Genomic DNA, 19073 nt, shown 5'->3' with positions numbered 1-19073 from the left:
AGGGATGCCCCGCAGCCTTTACGGCTTGCAGGGCATCCCTGTTGTCTATTATTCCTGCCGTCCTAGTACTCGCGGGCAGTTTGTGCTGTCTCACTCACTTCCTCATGTTTGCCCGGCCAGAAGGCCAGCCGCCCGAAGAGCACGGTAATCGCCGGCACGAGGAACGGACGGACTACGAAGGTATCGAGCAGCACCCCGATTGCGGTAATGATGCCGAACTGCACCAATACCTGAATCGGCAGGCTGGCCAGCACGGCGAAGGTTCCGGCCAGGATGAGCCCCGCGGAGGTAATTACCGATCCGGTTTCATTTACCCCTTCAGCAATAGCTTGCTTCAGCGGCATAACTTTACGCTTTTTCCATATATTCGAGATCATGAAGATGTTATAGTCCTCGCCCAGCGCCACCAGGAAGACGAAGGAATAGAGCGGAATAGCGCCTTGAATCGCATCAGCACCGAGCAGGTAATGAATGATGATCCAGCCGAGGCCCAGTGCCGAGAAGAATGACAGGATCACTGTAGCTACGAGATACACTGTAGCGGTAACCGATCTGAGATAGATCAGCAGCAGCAATGTGATCAGGCCGATAACAACAGGAATAATCAGGTCTGTATCCCGCTCTCCAAGCTCCTTGGTGTCGTACTGGGTAGCGGTCTGCCCGCTTATCCATACCTTATCCTGCACGTTCTCAATTCCCGACTCCGCCAGTGCCTGTTCTACCGTGGACCGGAGCGCCGGAATATGATTCATCGCTTCAATGGAATACGGATTGGCCTTAAATTCGATATCGTATCCGGCAATATTGGAATTTACAGCCCCAGCCTGCGGGTCAGACACCACATCCACGTAGGAAAGCCCGCCCAGAACAACCTTGAGATCCTCTCCGCCGTTCAGCCCTTCCGTATCAACCATCAGCTTAACCGGGGCAAGCTCGCCCTCAGAGAACTGTTGGCCGATAAGCTCGAAGCCTTCCCTTGATTCCATAGTCTTCGGGAAGGATGAAAGGAGATCATAGGTAAATTTAATCCCTGTGGAGAAAGAGGCCAGAACTCCCAGAATGACTACAGTAATTCCCACAATGGCCCAAGGCCGGGATACCACGAGCTGGCCGATTCCTTTGCGGCGGGCCGGCTTCGGCTGCGGCAGCGTTTTGCCTTTGGCCCGGGCGCGGTCTATCTCCATCTGCGGTGTACGCGGAACGAACGGGAAGAATGAAGTCCGTCCGAAGATGGCGAGGAGTGCCGGAACCAGCGTCAGGCTGGCAATACCCATAATGAAAATGGATACACTGAACGGAACCGCAAACCGGTGGTATGCGCCATATTTAGCCAGCAGCAGCGCAAAAAGCGCCATCACGACCGTGAATCCGCTCATGGCAATAGCTCCCGAAGAATGGGTAATGGCACTCAGCAGCGCCCGCCCCTTGTTCTCCTCCACCTTCAGCATCTGGCGGAACCGCGATATCATAAACAGGCAGTAGTCGGTTCCCGCTCCGAAGAGCAGCACTGTCATGATGGATACGGCCTGAGAATCGACGGTAATCCAGCCTTCTGCCGCCATTTTGCCAAGCAGCGGGCTGGTTACGCCATAAGCAAAACCCACAGCAACCAGCGGAATCAAAGCCAGAATCGGCGAACGATAAATCAGCAGCAGGAAGACCAGAACCAGAATAACGGTCGCAATCAGCAGCGAGACATCCGCATTCTCGAACAGGCCCGTTGCATCAACAGATATCCCTACCGGACCGGATACCCGCAGGCTGAGGTCACCGCTGTCTGTCTGTGCTGCAGACGGGTCAGCCCCGGTCTCGGTGCTGATGAGCTGCTTCAACGCGGTCAACGCTTCACCGAGCTGATCGCTGCCGGCATTCTTGTCGAACAGCACCGGTGAGACGAACGTGCTGCGGTCCTCCGACAAGGAGGCGGCAAGCGCCTGCGGCGGCAGCTGGCCGAGCGGCGGAACGAAGTTCTGATGAGGCAGCGGCTGCTGTTCAAGCTGGTTGTATACAGCAGCTATATGTACAAGATCCTCTTCGGCAAGTCCGCCTTCGCGGTGCCAGACGAGCAGTGCAGGCACTCCGCTTCCGGCCGGGAACTCCTGTTCAGCAACAGCGGATGCCTGGACTGACAGTGCATCCTCCGGCAGATTGGAGGCATTATTCAATACCTGTGAGTTTACCGAAGGCCATAGCATCGTTAATACCCCTACAATTGCAATCCATACCAGCAGAGTAATCCATTTGGTCTTGCTCCCTGCTACCCACTTCCCGTAGCCCGACATTCCATCCATCCTCTCTCTCACGTCCGTAAGCTCAAAAATGAGCCGCGGGTCATTTTTATACATCTATCATATATACCCTGAAAATTTTAAGCAAATCATTTTTGTAAAATATTTATAAAAAACCAAAAGCCCCGGTGTTCACGCAAGGACTTCTGCAATGAACACCGGGGCTGAGCACCGCTCAGTACTGCAGCGGTTTATTCGAATGAAATTTCACTTTACTGACTGACTCGGCTTACCCTGCATCCGGCAGATCGTCACCGGAGAACTGGCTGTTATACAGGTCGGCATAGAATCCGCCGGCTTCAAGCAGCTCCGTATGGCTGCCCTTCTCAATCACACTGCCCTGGTTCATGACAAGAATCAGGTCGGCATCACGGATGGTAGACAGGCGGTGGGCAATTACGAAGCTGGTTCTGCCCTTCATCAGCGTGTTCATTGCCTTCTGGATCTGTACCTCTGTACGGGTATCGACGCTGCTGGTTGCCTCATCGAGAATCAGAATGGACGGATCAGCCAGAATGGCCCGGGCGATCGTCAGCAGCTGCTTTTGACCCTGGGAGATGTTCGAGGCTTCCTCATTCAGAATCGTGTTATATCCCAGCGGCAGTGTACGGATAAAGTGATCGGCATGTGCAGCCTTGGCCGCGCGTACCACATCAGCCTCCGTAGCCCCTTCCCGGCCGTAAGCGATATTGTCGCGGATGGTACCGTTGAACAGCCAGGTATCCTGCAGCACCATTCCGAACTTGCTGCGCAGCTCGCTGCGCTTCATATCCGTGATATTGACACCGTCGATCACAATTTCCCCGCCGCTGATTTCATAGAACCGCATCAGCAGATTGATCAGCGTGGTTTTACCGGCACCGGTCGGACCTACAATTGCTATGGTCTGCCCAGGGCTCACTTCGATGTTCATATCCTCAATCAGGATAGCATCCTCTTTATAGCCGAACTTCACATGACGGAATTCCACAGCGCCCTCTTCGGCATCGGCCGGACGTTTCGCCAGTGTACCAGACACTTCCGGAACTTCTTCTTCTTCATCCAGCAGTTCAAAGACACGTTCTGCGGAAGCAATCGTTGACTGAATAATGTTGGCAATATTGGCCGTTTGCGTAATCGGCATAGTGAACTGGCGCGAATACTGGATGAAGGCCTGGATATCACCGACATCAATAGCTTTTTTGGTAACAAAGATCCCTCCGACTACACAGACCAGCACATATCCAAGGTTCCCGATGAACATCATCAGCGGCATAATAATCCCGGAGATGAATTGTGATTTCCAGCCGGAGTCATACAGGTCCGCATTGATCTTGTCGAATGCTTCAAGAGAGTTCTTCTCCCGGCCGAACGCTTTGATAATGCGGTGTCCGGTATACATTTCCTCAACATGGCCGTTCAGCTGGCCCAGCGACTTCTGCTGGCCGATGAAATAGCTCTGTGAGCGCTTGGAGATCAGCATAATCACCACAAAGCTCAGCGGCAGCGTAACTATAGTAATGAGGGTAAGCCACGGGCTGATCGTCAGCATCATAATAATAACGCCGATAATGGTTACAATGGCCGTAATCAGCTGGGTCAAGCTCTGCTGCAGGGTGGTACTGATATTGTCTACGTCATTGGTCGCCCGGCTGAGAATTTCCCCGTGCGTCCGGGAATCGAAATATTTCAGCGGCAGCCGTTCCAGCTTGCTGTTGATCTGCTCACGCATATCAAAGACAACCTTCTGTGCTACACCGGCCATGACATACTGCTGCACATAGCTGAACAGCGAGCTTAACAGATACAGTCCGGCGAGGAGAATCAGAATATTATTAATATAATGAAAATCAATTTCCGCCCCCGGCACATCCATCAGCTTGCCGTAAGCACCTTCAAACAGTTTGGTGGTTGCTTTACCCATAACCTTAGGGCTGAAGATACTGAACACGGTACTGGCAATCGCCATGACGAATACGATAATCAGCTGAACCTGGCGCGGGCGCAGGTAGCGGACCAGCCGGCGCAGCGTTCCTTTAAAGTCCTTGGCCTTCTCTGCGGGCATGCTCATGCCTGGAGGACCGCCGCCGAAGCCGCCGTGCCGGCGCTGCGGTTTCACATCTTTTTTCTGCTCACTCATGCTATTTCCTCCTCTGACAGCTGCGAGGATACGATCTCGCGGTATACCTCATTGTTATCCAGCAGCTCGCGGTGCGTGCCCATTCCGACAATCTCGCCATCGTCCAGGACGATGATCCGGTCGGCATCCATAACCGTACTGACACGCTGGGCTACAATCAGCACTGTCGATTCTGTAGTCTCTTCCTTGAGGGCTGCACGCAGCTTGGCGTCGGTCTTGAAATCAAGCGCTGAGAAGCTGTCGTCGAACAGATACACTTCCGGTTTCCGTACCAGTGCCCGGGCAATCGACAGCCGCTGCTTCTGGCCGCCGGAGACATTGCCGCCGCCCTGGGCGATCTCCGAATTGAAGCCTTCCTTCATCGCAGAGACGAAATCAAAGGCTTGAGCCACTTTAGCCGCATGAATAATTTCTTCTTCGGTAGCGTCCTCTTTCCCGTAACGGATATTCTCGTTAATGGTGCCGGTGAACAGCACGGCCTTTTGCGGAATATAACCGATCTTGCTCCGCAGGTCCTCCTGCGTCATCTCCCGGACATCTACACCGTCTACCCGGATAGAGCCTTCAATAGCATCATAGAATCTGGGAATCATGCTCAGCAGGGTCGATTTGCCTGAGCCGGTCCCGCCGATAATCGCTGTAATTTCACCAGGGCGCGCACTGAAGGTAATGCCCGATAATGCCGGCTGTTCCGCACCCGGGTAAGAGAAGGATACATTCTCGAATTCCACGAATCCCCGCAGGCCGTCCCGGCCGTCCTTGCGGGCAGCATCTGCCGTTGTCTTCAGTTCATTAGCTGTCGGATCTTTAATTTCAGGCTGCACATCGAGCACTTCATTAATGCGGATTGCAGAGGCAGAGGCTCTTGGAATGAGAACAAACATCATAGAAACCATAATCAGGGAGAACATAATCTGCATTGCATACTGAATGAAAGCCATAAGTGAGCCTACCTGCAGATCTCCATCGCCAATACGGATTCCTCCGTAATACAGAATGGCGATCATCGAGAAGTTCATTACAATCATCATCAGCGGCATCAGACCGGCCATAACCTTATTAACTTTAATTGCGGTATCCGTAAGGTCTGCATTAGCTGTGCTGAAGCGTTTGTTCTCATGCTCAATCCGGTTGAACGAACGGATGACACGGATACCGGTCAGATGCTCACGCAGGACAAGATTCAGCTTATCCAGCTTGATCTGGATGGCCTTGAACAGCGGAAGGCCCTTCATCCCGATGAACAGAATCGCTCCGACCAGCAGCGGAATAACCACTACAAAGATCAGCGAGAGCTTGGCGTCCTCGGATACCGCCATAATAATCCCGCCGATCATCATCATTGGTGCCCCGACCATCATGCGGAGCATCATAGTCAGCACAGTCTGAACCTGTGTAATATCATTAGTGGTGCGGGTAATCAATGAAGCGGTTCCCAGCTTGTCGAATTCATGCAGCGTGAAATTCTCAACATGATTGAACACCCGGGAACGGGTATTCTTGCCGAAGCCGGCTGCCACTCTGGCTGACAGGTAGCTGGCAATAATGGAGCAGACTGCGCCGCCTGCCGCTACGAGCAGCATGAAGCCGCCGATTCTCCAGATATAGGGCTGATCCCCATGCACGATCCCCTGATCAATAATGTCACTCATCAGCGTCGGAAGATACAGATCTCCCAGCGACTGCAGGAAAACGAGGACCAGCACAGCAGCTATGGCCCACTGGAAGGGCTTCAATTGCTTAAATAGTTTAATCAAGCTTCTCATCTCCGTTCATTTGTAACCGGTCTAGATTAGGCGGGGGATTCTCTTCCATGAAGTTGTGCACCTTCAGCAGCAGCTCTGCCAGATGGTCCGATTCTTCCTCACCTAAATACTCCACCATTTTGTTTAGTGTAGCGTCCATGTGCTCCCGGGCTCTGCGGGTAATAATTTTCCCCTGTTCCGTCAACTTAATGCGGACTACTCTCCGGTCTGAGGGGTCTGGCTGCCGCTGCAGCATCTGCTTGGCCTCAAGACTGTTGATCAGCTGCGTTACCGTGGGCGGCGTCAGTCCGAGGAAACGGCTGATTTCCGATACCTTCAGCCCTTCAGCAGAACGGGACGCTCTTGCGATACATATCAATAAAGTCATCTCACTAGGCTTATGCCCCTCAACCGAATGCTTCCACTGCGCCTTGTTCAGCCTCCGGAGTGCGGAAAACAGCTTGTGTCCGACTGAATTTTCATCTTCCCGGTTTATCCCAATGCTTCCACCTCTTTTAGTTAGGTATACAAATAATTAAATACTATATTAATTAGGCTACCTAATTATATTTTCCCTGCAGCGCTTTGTCAATTCCTGAATACGTTATTAATTTTTACAGAAAAAAGAACGTAATTTTTTTCACAAAAGATCGCGCAAAAGCTCCCTCGACATGAACGGCCGGGGAGTAATTATGAACGGGCTGTTAAACGATGCCAAACCGCGAATGGGCAGGAACAGCAGGCTCATCCAGCGCTCTGACCTCTTTCAGCAGTTCCCTGTAAGCCTTCTGCTGGTCTTCAGTAGAATAATCCCTGCTCTGCTCGAACAAGGTAACACAATTAATGAAATCCTGTCCGCTGTTCAGCCTGACGGTTAACCGCAAACAGTGCATAATATAGTCAATTCCCCGGGCATGCCGTCCCTGGCCGATGTGATAGATGGCAATCTGGTAGTACAGCCGGTATAACCGGTCAACATTAACCCGGTCCTGAAATTGCTCAAACCGCAGCATCTCTCTGGAAAAGCGTGCCATAACCGCATCTGCACAAAAGCCGAAGCGGTTGGCGGACTCCATGATTATGACCATACCAGGTAAAATTTCACCAGGATGGTCTGCCAAAAAGGAGATATATGACGGCAACACGGCCGTATTGCCCATCAGGATCTCCAGCTTGAAGCTGCTGCCGGCCGCAAGCTGCCGGAAATCTTCGACAGCCCTGCGGCCGTCCTCATCCAGCAGCTCAAACCACCCGAGATCAGCATAACCGGCCGTATATTGCTTGGCCTGCTCATAATCACCCTGCATCATGAGCGCCGTGGCCTTCAATAAATAGCTTTGTCCGTAATACATAACGAGCGGCCGCTCTGCGGCGAAGGCTTCGGGCCGCTTCACCGAGCTCCGGCGGAGCTCCTCCCGGTAAATGCCGCCGGCCAGCGCACGGAGCTCATCAGCGAACTTCGCGGCATCCCGCCAGTGCTGCAGGTCAGAAGAGACCCTTGCCAGCTTAAGCAAACCATCCAGCTGCATGTCCTCGGGAAGCAGCCCGCGGTACGGTTCAAAGCTGATTACGCCGCGCAGCTTCTGCTCCGGCTCCATCTCATGGGTAGTCTGGAGCGACATGAAGATACGGAATTGGCTGATAGCCATCCGTTCCGAATAGCTGTCCGGCTCATACTGCACTACCCGTCTATAAAATGTCAGCGATTCCTGAATTCTTCCGCTGCAGAACAGCCTCTCCGCAACCGTATAAATAATCTCCAGAGGTCTCGGATACTCCATAATTCTGCTTAATACCTCATCAATGCATTTCTGCTTGCCGATTTCGGCACATCTGACCAGGAAAGGCTCAACGCGGCGGCGGGAAACCCGGTCTTCGCCAAAGCACTCCTCTACATAGAGCGGATACAGCCAGCCTTCCGGAAATCCGAACGCCCGGGTCATCGCATCCAGCTGTCCCAGTGAGATCGGCTTGGGCGGATTGCCGTGAAGAATTGCACTTAGACTGCCGCGGTTCAGGCCGGAAACTTTGGCAAACGAGGCAAGATTATACCCGGAGCGGGACAAATGCTTCTCAATCTCTGATCGTATTGTTGTCAGTTTCGCCTCCACCCGGCACCTCCGTAAGTATCATTTGTATACCTTCTATTAATTGCCATTATAGGACATGGCTATAGAAATCACAACAAAAGGGCCTCACATTGTGAGACCACCCGGGTAGACACTGTTTGGAGGAACTGCAAAGTTCGGACTACTGCTGCAAGGCTGTCTTTCTGATCCGCTGGTTCTTCGTGTTCTTGCCGTAGGGAATAGCGCTGCTCTTACGGCTACGCAGACTCTCCATCATCAGATTCTGGGCCAGGACAATATATCCGTCCAGCCGCTGGCTGAGCTCCAGAACCATATGATCACTCAGACTCCGTTCCTGCGCTACTTCCAGCAGCTGGCATCTTAAATTCTCTATGGTAAGAAATAGCTCATCTTCTCTGTAATCCCGGTCTTGGCCTTCGGGCGGATTGGGGTAAAGGTTCACGGTTACTCACCTTCTCTCTATCAACTTCTCCCCTATCATAATTCATGATGTCAAAAAACAAATTTTGAAAAAAAAGAAAAAAATGTCGCCCGGACAAACGAAAACAGCCTGGCCAAACCTCTTATTCTACTGATTCTGTCAGGGCTTCTGCGGAAGATAACGCCGCCGGAGGACATCCATTGCGAAAGCAATCCACTCCCGTGCCGCAAAGGAAAGATAACGGTCCCTGCGCCAGATCATGCCAAGCTGCCAGGGAATTACCGGCTCCGTCACAGGAATAACCGCGATCCGCGAGACATCCATATCCCGGCAGATCGTCTCCGGCAGCAGGGCAATGCCCATCCCGGCAGCTACCATCCGGCTGATCAGATCCCACTGGGAGCTCTCATAGATTACCTTAGGCTGAAAGCCCGCTCTAACACATTCCGAGATGATCCGGTCATGCAGGGCAAAGTCCTCGCGGAACAGCACGAACTCCTCCTCTGCGAGCTCTTTGAGCGGCACCTGCTGTGCCCCGTCCAAACGGTGTCCTGCCGGAACCAGCAGCTGCAGCTTCTCTTCCACGAAGGTGAAGCAGTGAAACCTCGCTTCGTTGACCGGCAGGACAATTGCCCCGATATCCAGCAGCCCGGACTCTACGTCATCCTCTACCTTTTTGGCCCCGTCCTCATGCAGCCTGATCGTCACTTCGGGATACTTCCGGTGAAACTCTCCGATAACCGCCGGGAAAAAGCTCGCCCCCACCATCGGAGGCAGCCCGATGCGGATATGCCCCTGCCGCAAATTGCGCAGGCTGTCCAGCTCTGAAGGAAGGCTCGCGAACGATTCGACAATATTCTGTGCCTTCACGAGCAGAAGCTCACCGGCATCAGTCAGGCGGATGCTTTTCCCCTCGCGGTAAAAAAGATCCGCCCCCAGCTCAAGCTCCAGGCCCCGGATCATCTTGCTGATGGTGGGCTGGGTGATATACAGCGATTCTGCCGCCCTGGAGAAGCTGTTCAGCCGGGCTGCCTGTACAAAGTATTCCAGCTGCCGGATATCCATAATTTATAGCCTCCATATATAGATGAAAGGAATGTAATATATTCAATCTATTCATTGTACCTATGAAAGAAAAAGATGTAAACTTTCAGTAAGATGAAAGGAGGTAATCATTGATGAAAAAGATTGCCTTAGGCCTGCTGCAGGTGGGCATACTGACTGTGTTCTCCCTGCTGATTAATACATTAACCTCACTGCTGCATATTCCTCTCCCCGGAAGCATTATCGGGATGATTCTCTTATTTATATTGCTGGAATCAGGTGTAATCCGCCTGAACTGGGTGGAGGCCGGCGCTTCGTGGCTGCTGGCCGAGCTGCTGCTGTTCTTCATTCCTTCGGCTATAGGTGTAATGAAGTATTCGAAGCTGCTGGAGGCAGACGGCCTGCAGGTGCTGGCTGTTGTACTCTTAGGAACCTTTGCTGTCATGGCCGGATCCGGAGTCCTTACAGGAGCTATCTATAAAGTGAAGGAGCGGAGAAGCTCATGATGACCGGATTTTTATTTCTCGGGCTTACTATTGCAGTGTACCTCCTGGCTAAGCGCATCTATACCTCCACCGGCAAAATGTATGCTTCTCCGCTGATTGTCACGCCGCTCTTGATCATCGGCTTCCTGCTGCTGACCGGCAATTCCTATGAATCCTACAATGCGGGAGGCAAATGGCTGTCGGATCTGCTTGGACCTGCGACCATCGCCTTTGCAATCCCTCTGCATAAGAACTTCAAGGTGCTCAAAAAGCACGCCGCCGAAATTGCGGCAGGCGTGCTGTCAGGAACGGTGATTGCCGTGCTGTCTTCGATGCTGCTGGCCAAGTGGCTGCACCTCAGCGGGGATCTGGCAGCGAGCCTGGTTCCCCGCTCGGTGACCACACCGATTGCCATGAGCATCTCGCAAAGCATCGGCGGCGTTCCCAGCATCACTGCAGTCTTCGTTATTCTGACCGGTGTGCTGGGAACGATGATGGGACCATCCGTGCTCCGCCTCTTCCGCATTGACAATGAAATTGCGCGCGGTGTATCGCTGGGAACCGCTGCGCACGGTACGGGCACCTCCAAAGCCTTCGAGCTGAGTTCGCTGACCGGCACCATCTCCAGTATCGCGATGATTCTGACGGCGCTGTTCTCGATTGGCCTTGCGCCGGCACTGCTCGCGGTTTTCCTCCACTAGGCCGACCCGGCTTGGGCCAGGGCAGCAGCATCCACGGCAGAAGCCGGCGGTGCTGCTGTTTTTTTATGGAATAACAGCCGTTCAGAGGCAGGACCTACAGCTTCACCGGCAAGCCGCTCAAGGAGGACTCATACGCCGCGCAGGTTACCTTCAGTGTCTTGTAACCATCCTCATAATCGCTGAGAATCCGGGAACGGTCCCCGGTCCGCACGGCATGGAGGAAGGCCTCGCTTTCCGCTGCGTAAGGATTGCCAGTATTCTTATATTCCTTGCTCTCCCCGCTGCGCATTTCCAGCAGCCGCTCCGGGTTCCAGTCGAGCAGCCCGTTGTCATTGTAGAAGCTGATGCCGCTCTTGCCGACCCCGTCCGGCAGTACGCAGGTATTGGAGATGCTCGCCACAATGCCGCTGGCCAGCTTCAGCGATACAGTGCCGACATCGGATACGGTTACACCCTCATGCTGTTCATGCATAATCCGGTTGCCGAACATGCCGTAGACTTCCGTCACTTCACCCGCCAGATAACGCAGCAGGTCGACGATATGGGTCGTCTGCTCCGTGAATTGCCCGCCGGACTGCTCCTGATTGCGCCACCAGGCTACGCCGGGCATCCCGCCCATCCATTCACCGACAATCATCCCGACTTTGTCGCTGCTGAGCCTCTGCTTCAGCCGCTGGATGTTCTCCTGATACCGGAAGTGATAGCCGACAGAAGTCAGCAGCTGGCGTTCTTTAATATCCTGCAGCAGGCTGGCCGGAATCTCCGTGGTTGCGGCCAGCGGCTTCTCAATGAAGAATGGAATGTCCCTGCGGATCAAGGCGCGCTCGGTAGCCCCGTGAGATTGCGGCGGCACGCAGATGTATACGGCATCCAGCTTATGGCTATCCAGCATTTCTGTAATCTCCCCGTAGCCCTCAGCCCCGTAGGCGCGCGCCATCTCCTGGCCCTTCTGGCGGCTGCTGCCGCAGACAGCCTTCAGGGTTACATCCTCCATACCTGCCAGCAGATCCGCATGTACCTTGGAGAACCAGCCGGTGCCAACGATCCCGATATTAAGTGTCATTTCATTACCTCCTGTATTCTTTGAATGAATGCCTTTTCATAATAGGTTAGCGGACCAGACCGGTACAGACGGCTTGTCCTGCTCTTTCCTGATTATACGCGCTTACGTTACAACAATGTAGTCCCGCCACTCTGCGGGGAGCAGCTGCCGGTAAGAAGCCTGCAGAAAGCGGTCATCCGCCAGCACGATAACCCCGCTGTCCTGCTCGCTGCGGATCAGCCGGCCTCCGGCCTGCTGTACCTTGCACATGCCCGGGTAGACATACGCATAGTCAAAGCCGTTTTTGCCCTGTGACTGGAAGTAACTGCGGAGCAGATTCCGCTCCAGCCCGACCTGCGGCAGCCCGACCCCGACTACCATAACGCCATTCAGCCGGTCACCCGGAAGATCAACGCCTTCGGAGAAAATCCCGCCCAGCACAGCAAAGCCAAGCAGACTGTCCGGGCTGCCCGGATGAAAGGCCGCGAGGAAATCTTCCCGCTCAATCTCACTCATCCCGCTGCCCTGCAGCAGCGTCCGGACTTCCGGGTATTTCTCTGTGAATACCTCATACACATTCTTCAAATACAGATAAGATGGAAAGAAGACCAGATAGTTGCCCCTTCTGGACACCATCCCTTTCAGGGCATCGCTGAGCGGGTGCAAGGAGGCCTCCCTGTCGTGATAACGGGTGGATACCGGAAGCACCGAGACCTGCCACTGCTCTTGATGAAAAGGCGAGTCCAGGCTCAGGCTGTAGTCATCCTCCCCGGCGCCGGTCATATCCCGGTAATATGCGAGCGGCGACAATGTCGCCGAGAACATGATCTGGCTGCGGAAGCTCTTCGCCATCTGCTGCAGCAGATAAGACGGGTCCAGATTGAACAGCTTGAGGTACACATCGCCGCTGCGGACCTCCGCGTAGGTAATGTAGCGCTCATCATAGGTCTTGAAGGTGCGCAGCATGCCCTGCACCTCAAAGAATGTATCCAGCAGGCTGCCCGCCCCTGCCTCTTCTTCTGCCGCCGGGGCGGCAATCGCTGCAGAAGCATTCATCAGTTCCAGCTCTGCTTCTGTGCTGAAGTCCAGCAGCAGCTCCGGCAGCGCCTCCGGATACTCCGCCCACTCCCCGGCTCCCTTGTCACTGCAGCTCTTGCGCAGCGCAATGAAGAAGGCATTGACCGCCTTAGCCGCTGCTGCAAGTCCCGGATTCAGCGTTTTGTACTGGCGCTGCAGTGCCAGGAACGGCGCCTTGGTCAGTGAAGCCGAGTACATCTCCCGTCCCCGGTCCACCAGGTTATGCGCTTCATCCACGAGCAGAACCGTCCGTTTCTTCTGTTCTTCAGGCATCCGTTTCAGGCTGATGCGGGGATCGTAGATGTAGTTATAATCGCAGATGACCACATCGCAGGCATAGGCGGCATCCAGGGAGAACTCGAACGGGCATACCTCATGCCGCCTGGCATAGCCGGCAATCGTCTCCCGGGTTATTAGAGTCTCATGCTCCAGCATATCAAGCACAGCTCCATTGATCCGGTCATAATACCCCTCGGCATACGGGCAGGAACCCGGGGTGCAGCCCCCCTCCTCACGGAAGCAGGCCTTCTCCTTGGCGGTAAGTGCAATAGCATGCAGCTGCAGCCCCCGGCTGCCGAGCAGTCCCATTGCTTCCTGCGCAGCAATCCGCGTAACCGTCTTGGCAGTCAGATAGAAGATGCCTGCCGCCTTGCCTTCCCCCAGCGCCTTGACCGCCGGGAACAGGGTAGACATTGTTTTGCCGATGCCGGTTGGCGCCTGGGCATACAGATTAGCGCCTTCCGCAATTGAGGTATATACGGCGGCGGCGAAATGGCGCTGGCCCTGCCGGTAGGCCGGGAACGGAAATCCCAGCTGGCGGATGCTTTCATCCCTGCGCACCTTATAGCGGGCCATCATCTCTGCATACGGTGCATAGCGGGCGACTGTCTCTTCCGCGAAGGCGGCCAGCTCACTGCGGGTCATATCCTTGTACAGGCTGTACTGCTCGGCGCTTCCCCGCTGGACGTAGGTCAGCTTTATCTTAACCGCAGGAAGCTCCAGATCGTTGCTCAGGATATAGGCATACATGAACGCCTGTGCCCAGTGCACCTCGCGCCCTTCCATGGAAGCATCCGGCGGCCCGGCAATGGATTTGATCTCCTCAACCGTCAGGTTTCCAGCCTCGTCGGCCAGCAGTCCGTCGCAGCGGCCGTCGATAATGAACAGCAGCCCCCCGCGCGGAATCTCTGTCCGCAAGTAGACCTCTTTCCGGTCCCCCTCCTTATACTGCTTCTGGATCTGCTGATGAATGCGTGTCCCCTCCGCCATGGCCGCCCCGCTGCGGAATCCCGGCTCCAGACTCCCGCTGCTGTACGCATATTCAACAAGCGCTCTTACAGAAAGTGCGATCTCTGTATACTCCATCCAGGCTCACCTCCATTATTTCCCGGCATGTCTTTCCGGCCCGGACGCCATATTCATGCGGTTTCGCCGGTATAACGCCTCCTGAGGGCAATAGCTGCCCCCCGCTTGAGGCAGGATTGATTTTACGCTCTCCGCTAAGGATATACGGCTGATTCTGATTTTTGACATTCTCTGGCTGGCGCTGCATAATAAGTTTTATTAATAATGGTATTCTTTTGTCCGTTTCCGCTTATTATCCAGCTGTTTCCTCCCAGCCGGGAAACATGTTCATTACTAAGAAAGAAGGCGAAGCTGTGTCATCCGTAACGGTTAAACGATGGTTGCTCAAGCCATTTGTGTTCTTCTCGATCATCTTCATCCTCAAAAGCCTGCTAGCCTGGGGCGTTATCTTTGAAGACACGCAATTCTGGAAATCACTATTGACGGAAATCCCTTTTGTCTGGGTTCTGTTTTTCCTGATTGAGCGGTTTGCTTCCAAACGGAAGCTTGGATATTACATGACGGTTAACCTGCTGGTTACCGCGATCTTTTTTGCCGCTATTATGTACTTCAAATATTATGGAGTCATTGTCACTTACCATGCCGCCGAGCAGGTGAATCAGGTTACAGCCGTGCGCAACAGTGTATTCTCGCTCATGGACCCTTATTATCTGCTGATCTTCACGGATATTATCGTGCTGGGCTTCTATTTCTTCATTAATAAAAACGGCCGCAATTATAAAAAGCATAACATCAACCGTCCTAATGGCCGGATGCTGCATCTGGTCCTGTTCGCAGTCTCGCTCGGACTGTGCCTGTTCAATATTCTGCCTAACAAGGCAAGCATGAACGAGATCAAGAAGGCCCAGGAAATGGGTATCCTTAATTATGAGGCATATACGATCTTTGCTCAAGACAAACCGGAGCTTGTGCAGGCCAGTGAAATTACCCAGGAGAAGATCAATCAGCTCAAAGGCATTGACAGCTCCGCGGTCTCACCTTATGCCGGTGCAGCCAAAGGCAAGAATCTGATTATTATCCAGCTGGAATCCTTCCAGAACTTCCTGCTGGGCCTTAAGGTGGACGGACAGGAAATCACGCCGAACCTGAACCGCCTTATGGAGGATAGCCTTTATTTCAACAACTTCTACCAGATGGTCGGCCAGGGCAATACTTCAGATGCAGAATTTGTAGTGAACTCGTCCTTCTATATTCCGCCGCAGGGTGCAGCAACCATGTCTTATGTTGACAAAAAAATACCAAGCCTGCCGGGCCTCCTGCAGGCCAGCGGATACCAGAGTGCGACCTTCCATACAAACGATGTGGAATTCTGGAACCGCGGCGAGCTCTACAGCTCTCTGGGCTGGGAGCACTATTATGATCACCAGTTCTTCGGAGATGAGGACTCCTTCTTCTTTGGCGCTTCGGATGAAGTGCTCTACCGCAAAACCTCGGAGAAGCTGAAGGAGATGAGCGAGGCAGGGCAGCCGTTCTACGCCCAGGTCATTTCCATGTCTGCGCATCATCCGTTCACGATTCCTGCAGAGAAGTACAAGATGAAGCTGCCGGAACGTTATGAAGGAACCTTTGTCGGAGACTACATCCGCTCCCAGAACTATGCCGACTATGCCTTCGGGCAATTCGTGGATGAGTTGAAGGCGAACGGCTTATGGGATAACAGCCTGATTATGGTCTACGGTGACCATATGGGCCTGCCGATCTATTCACTCGATCATGATGACAAAGAGTTAATGAAGGAAATTTACGGATATGATTACGGATATGCGAATATGCTCAATATCCCGCTGCTCATTCATGGTCAGGGCCTGACATCAGAGACCCTTGAACAGGTGGGCGGTGAGGTAGACATTATGCCGACGGCGCTCAGTCTGCTGGGTGTATCTATGGACAACAATATTCACTTTGGCCAGGATCTGCTCAGCCAGTCTTACAATCTGCTGCCGCAGCGTTACTATCTGCCTACCGGCTCGTTTATCTCCAGCTCAGGGCTGCTGATCCCCGGAAACAGCTTCGAGGATAACACACAGCATAACCTGGCAAGCGGCAGCAGCGCCCCTTCCGGCACTGAGGATGAATATAACCGCGCCCTGCGCCTGCGCCAGCTGTCAGACAGCTATGTGTCACAGCTGCCGGATAAAGAGCCGGCTGCCGAGTAGCCCGCACAGCCACTTCTTAAATAAACATAAATGAGCCAGCCCCCTGCTTAAGGAGCTGGCTCATTTGTATGTTTACAGGCAACCGGCGCTGCACTGCTGATTAACGCTCCTGCTTCTCCAGCAGCGTATAATAATCTGCGAAGTTCTGCAGCTCCTCCGGCTCCAGAATCGCTAAATGCTCCTGAAGCAGCTCCATTGAACGGCGCTGCGCCTCTTCCAGAATCCCTTGTCCCTTACCGGTAATGGTTACAATGACAGCCCTGCGGTCATTCTCATCAGGAACGCGGGCAATCAGCTCCAGCAGCTCCAGACGGTCAAGCATCACTGTAACTGCACTGGATTTCACCTCCAGCTTGTCCGCCAGATGAATAACCCTGGCCTGCTTCTCCTGGGCAATCATATGCAGCAGTCCGAATTGCGGAACCGTTAAGCCCATTTCCTTATGCATAGACATCTGCGACATGATTTTGCGCTGTACCTTCCACATGGATAATCCCACACGTTCGATCAACGGATTTATTTCCTGTGTCATCCCTTCAACTCCCAGTCCGTATGTTCAGCCACAGCCCCATTTTGCGGGGTTATTTAAAGGGTAACATCAACATGGATATGGATTCAATGCTTTTGCCCCGAGAACCTGATTCAGAACCTGATCATACGGCGGTTTCCTTTACACAAATCGTCATTTCCCGACACAAAAATTCTTTATTCTGACTGATGCCCAAATAGCGGCGATGCGCTATAATCGTAGCAGTGATAGCTATTTTCACTTAATATACTTAGAGTCAGGGCTGGTGAGATATTTTATGAAATTGGCAACAAAATTAACTTGGATGATGCTTATTGTACTGCTTCTGGTCGGGTCATCCATCGGGTTCTTCGGGTACCATGCGGCTTATAAACAGATTGATGAAGCTGCAGGTATTGAACTGGTAGGCTGTGCTAACATCACTACCGGCCTTATAGATCCCGCCGATATATCCGCCCTGGTTGCAGGCGATACCAGCAAGCTCAGTGCCATTGAAGACCGGATCGCCTGGATAAATGATCACAAGCCTATTTTCAAGGAAGCATTCATTCTCTCACTGGATGGCAAGGTACTCGCTGCTGACAAGAAGTTCAAAGAAAGAGGTTATAAAGCAGGCGACACCTTCTATTTCTCCGATGAGGATAAAAAAATGATTACCACCATGAAGCACTCCGCCTACTCTAAAGTTTATACATATGAAGGGGTCTCCCTCAAAACCGGTTACGGCCCCATCTATCAGGACCATGATCCCACCAAACCTATCATCGCTTTAATGGCCATCAACTTTGACGGCCCGCTGATTCAGACACGGACAATGGAGATTATTACTCAGCCCTTCATCATCAGTGCTCTGGTCCTGCTCGTTGCCATAATTGCCGCCTATTTGACCATCCGCCGCATGATAAGACCTCTTACTAAATTATCCAGCTCCGTCAACACTGTAGCTAAGGGTGATCTCACCCGGGAACCGCTCCGCCTCACAAGCAAGGATGAGATCGGCCAGCTGTCCGCTGACTTCAATGATATGACCCTCAATCTGCGCAACCTGATTACACAGGTTAATGATACCTCTATGCTGGTTGCCTCCTCCTCTGAAGAGCTGTCGGCCAGTGCCCAGGAAACCAACCGCGCCGGGGAGCATAGCGTCAATGTTACAATCGAGCTGGCGGAAGGGGCAAACACCCAGCTGCAGAATCTTGAAGGCAGTTATAAAGCCGTGCAGGAAATGTCGCATTTCATTACTGAAATAGCCAGCAATGCCGACAGTGCGATGAATAATGCGGCGCTGAATGCACAGAAGGCCCGGACCGGCCGCGAGTCCATGGATTCCACTACAACCCAGATGAGCATTGTCAGCGGAAGCATCGAGGATCTGTCCGGCATTATCGGGACCCTGGGCAGCCATTCCAAAGAGATTGAGAGTATTGTCGGAATCATTGCCAGTATTGCCGAAGAAACGAATCTATTATCCCTGAATGCGGCGATTGAGGCTGCACGGGCCGGCGAAGAAGGCCGCGGCTTCGCCGTTGTTGCCGGATCTGTGCGCAAGCTGGCTGAACGTTCAGCGAAATCTGCCGGTCAGATCGGTGAACTCGTCAGTCTGATTGTGCATCAGATGGACAAAGCCGGCGAGACCATGCGACGCTCTACTGAAGAAATGCTGCACGGCAAGGAGATGATTATCTCCGCCGGTCATTCCTTCTCGGAGATTGAGACCTCCGTTTCCGATATGTCTTCGCAGAGTCAGCAGATTTCGGCAACCGTACGTGAGCTGGCCTTGATCTCCGACGGGCTTGTTACTGCCATTCAGAATATCGTAGCTGTCTCTAACCAGACCGCGGAAGGGGCAGAGACGCTGTCGGCTTCCTCACAGGAGCAGCTGGCCGCCATGGAGGAAGTAGAGTCCTCCGCAGCCTTCCTCTCCTCCCTAGCGGATAAGCTGCAGGTATTGGTAGAGAATTTCAAAATAACCGCATAAGTACTCATTTAAAAAGGCTGTCCCGAACGTGGA

General features: G+C 53.2%; 14 protein-coding genes. 4 read left to right on the top strand and 10 right to left on the bottom strand.

The annotated features are described in order from the left end of the window. Positions 1 to 62: 62 nt before the first annotated feature. From LOS79_RS26815 to cidR, 7 genes are all read right to left on the bottom strand, one after another. Positions 63 to 2291 carry an MMPL family transporter gene (locus LOS79_RS26815; RefSeq protein ID WP_315413688.1) on the bottom strand — a complete coding sequence of 743 codons (2229 nt, stop codon included), beginning with the start codon at positions 2289 to 2291 and terminating at the stop codon, positions 63 to 65. A 226-nt stretch (positions 2292 to 2517) separates the two neighbouring features. After that, complete coding sequence (locus LOS79_RS26810; RefSeq protein ID WP_315413686.1) at positions 2518 to 4407, bottom strand: ABC transporter ATP-binding protein; 1890 nt, start codon at positions 4405 to 4407, stop codon at positions 2518 to 2520. Next, positions 4404 to 6164, bottom strand: a complete 1761-nt coding sequence (locus LOS79_RS26805) for an ABC transporter ATP-binding protein (protein ID WP_315413685.1) — start codon at positions 6162 to 6164, stop codon at positions 4404 to 4406. The genes LOS79_RS26810 and LOS79_RS26805 overlap by 4 nt, the downstream gene beginning before the upstream one ends. Beyond that, complete coding sequence (locus LOS79_RS26800) at positions 6157 to 6540, bottom strand: MarR family winged helix-turn-helix transcriptional regulator (protein WP_315413683.1); 384 nt, start codon at positions 6538 to 6540, stop codon at positions 6157 to 6159. The genes LOS79_RS26805 and LOS79_RS26800 overlap by 8 nt, the downstream gene beginning before the upstream one ends. Before the next feature lie 316 nt (positions 6541 to 6856). Next, positions 6857 to 8263 carry a DNA-binding protein gene (locus LOS79_RS26795; RefSeq protein ID WP_315413681.1) on the bottom strand — a complete coding sequence of 469 codons (1407 nt, stop codon included), beginning with the start codon at positions 8261 to 8263 and terminating at the stop codon, positions 6857 to 6859. A gap of 139 nt (positions 8264 to 8402) precedes the next feature. Continuing rightward, the gene (locus tag LOS79_RS26790; protein ID WP_315413680.1) at positions 8403 to 8684 is read right to left on the bottom strand and encodes an aspartyl-phosphate phosphatase Spo0E family protein; all 282 of its coding nucleotides are present in this window, start codon (positions 8682 to 8684) and stop codon (positions 8403 to 8405) included. Positions 8685 to 8822: 138 nt separating this feature from the next. Continuing rightward, complete coding sequence (gene cidR / locus LOS79_RS26785; RefSeq protein ID WP_315413679.1) at positions 8823 to 9728, bottom strand: cidABC operon transcriptional activator CidR; 906 nt, start codon at positions 9726 to 9728, stop codon at positions 8823 to 8825. Positions 9729 to 9841: 113 nt separating this feature from the next. On the opposite strand from cidR, the gene LOS79_RS26780 reads away from it, so the two are divergent. Together LOS79_RS26780 and LOS79_RS26775 are read left to right on the top strand one after the other, a co-directional pair. Then, positions 9842 to 10213 carry a CidA/LrgA family protein gene (locus tag LOS79_RS26780; RefSeq protein WP_315413678.1) on the top strand — a complete coding sequence of 124 codons (372 nt, stop codon included), beginning with the start codon at positions 9842 to 9844 and terminating at the stop codon, positions 10211 to 10213. After that, the gene (locus tag LOS79_RS26775) at positions 10213 to 10893 is read left to right on the top strand and encodes a CidB/LrgB family autolysis modulator (protein WP_315422468.1); all 681 of its coding nucleotides are present in this window, start codon (positions 10213 to 10215) and stop codon (positions 10891 to 10893) included. The genes LOS79_RS26780 and LOS79_RS26775 overlap by 1 nt, the downstream gene beginning before the upstream one ends. A 94-nt stretch (positions 10894 to 10987) precedes the next feature. Here the strand turns inward: LOS79_RS26775 and LOS79_RS26770 are convergent, their stop codons facing one another. Then, positions 10988 to 11956 (bottom strand): Gfo/Idh/MocA family protein, encoded by a 969-nt coding sequence (locus LOS79_RS26770; protein WP_315413676.1) that lies wholly within the window; start codon positions 11954 to 11956, stop codon positions 10988 to 10990. Positions 11957 to 12058: 102 nt separating this feature from the next. After that, positions 12059 to 14377 carry an ATP-dependent DNA helicase gene (locus LOS79_RS26765; protein WP_315413674.1) on the bottom strand — a complete coding sequence of 773 codons (2319 nt, stop codon included), beginning with the start codon at positions 14375 to 14377 and terminating at the stop codon, positions 12059 to 12061. A gap of 263 nt (positions 14378 to 14640) precedes the next feature. On the opposite strand from LOS79_RS26765, the gene LOS79_RS26760 reads away from it, so the two are divergent. Further along, complete coding sequence (locus LOS79_RS26760; RefSeq protein ID WP_315413673.1) at positions 14641 to 16533, top strand: LTA synthase family protein; 1893 nt, start codon at positions 14641 to 14643, stop codon at positions 16531 to 16533. A gap of 100 nt (positions 16534 to 16633) precedes the next feature. Here LOS79_RS26760 and LOS79_RS26755 read toward each other — a convergent pair whose 3' ends face one another. Beyond that, positions 16634 to 17065, bottom strand: a complete 432-nt coding sequence (locus LOS79_RS26755; protein WP_315413672.1) for a MarR family winged helix-turn-helix transcriptional regulator — start codon at positions 17063 to 17065, stop codon at positions 16634 to 16636. Between the two features lie 301 nt (positions 17066 to 17366). On the opposite strand from LOS79_RS26755, the gene LOS79_RS26750 reads away from it, so the two are divergent. Then, positions 17367 to 19040 (top strand): methyl-accepting chemotaxis protein, encoded by a 1674-nt coding sequence (locus LOS79_RS26750; RefSeq protein WP_315413671.1) that lies wholly within the window; start codon positions 17367 to 17369, stop codon positions 19038 to 19040. Positions 19041 to 19073: the final 33 nt, after the last annotated feature.

This window comes from Paenibacillus sp. MMS20-IR301 (genome assembly GCF_032302195.1).
GTDB lineage: Bacteria > Bacillota > Bacilli > Paenibacillales > Paenibacillaceae > Paenibacillus_AQ.
This window is presented reverse-complemented; position numbering and strand designations above follow the sequence as displayed.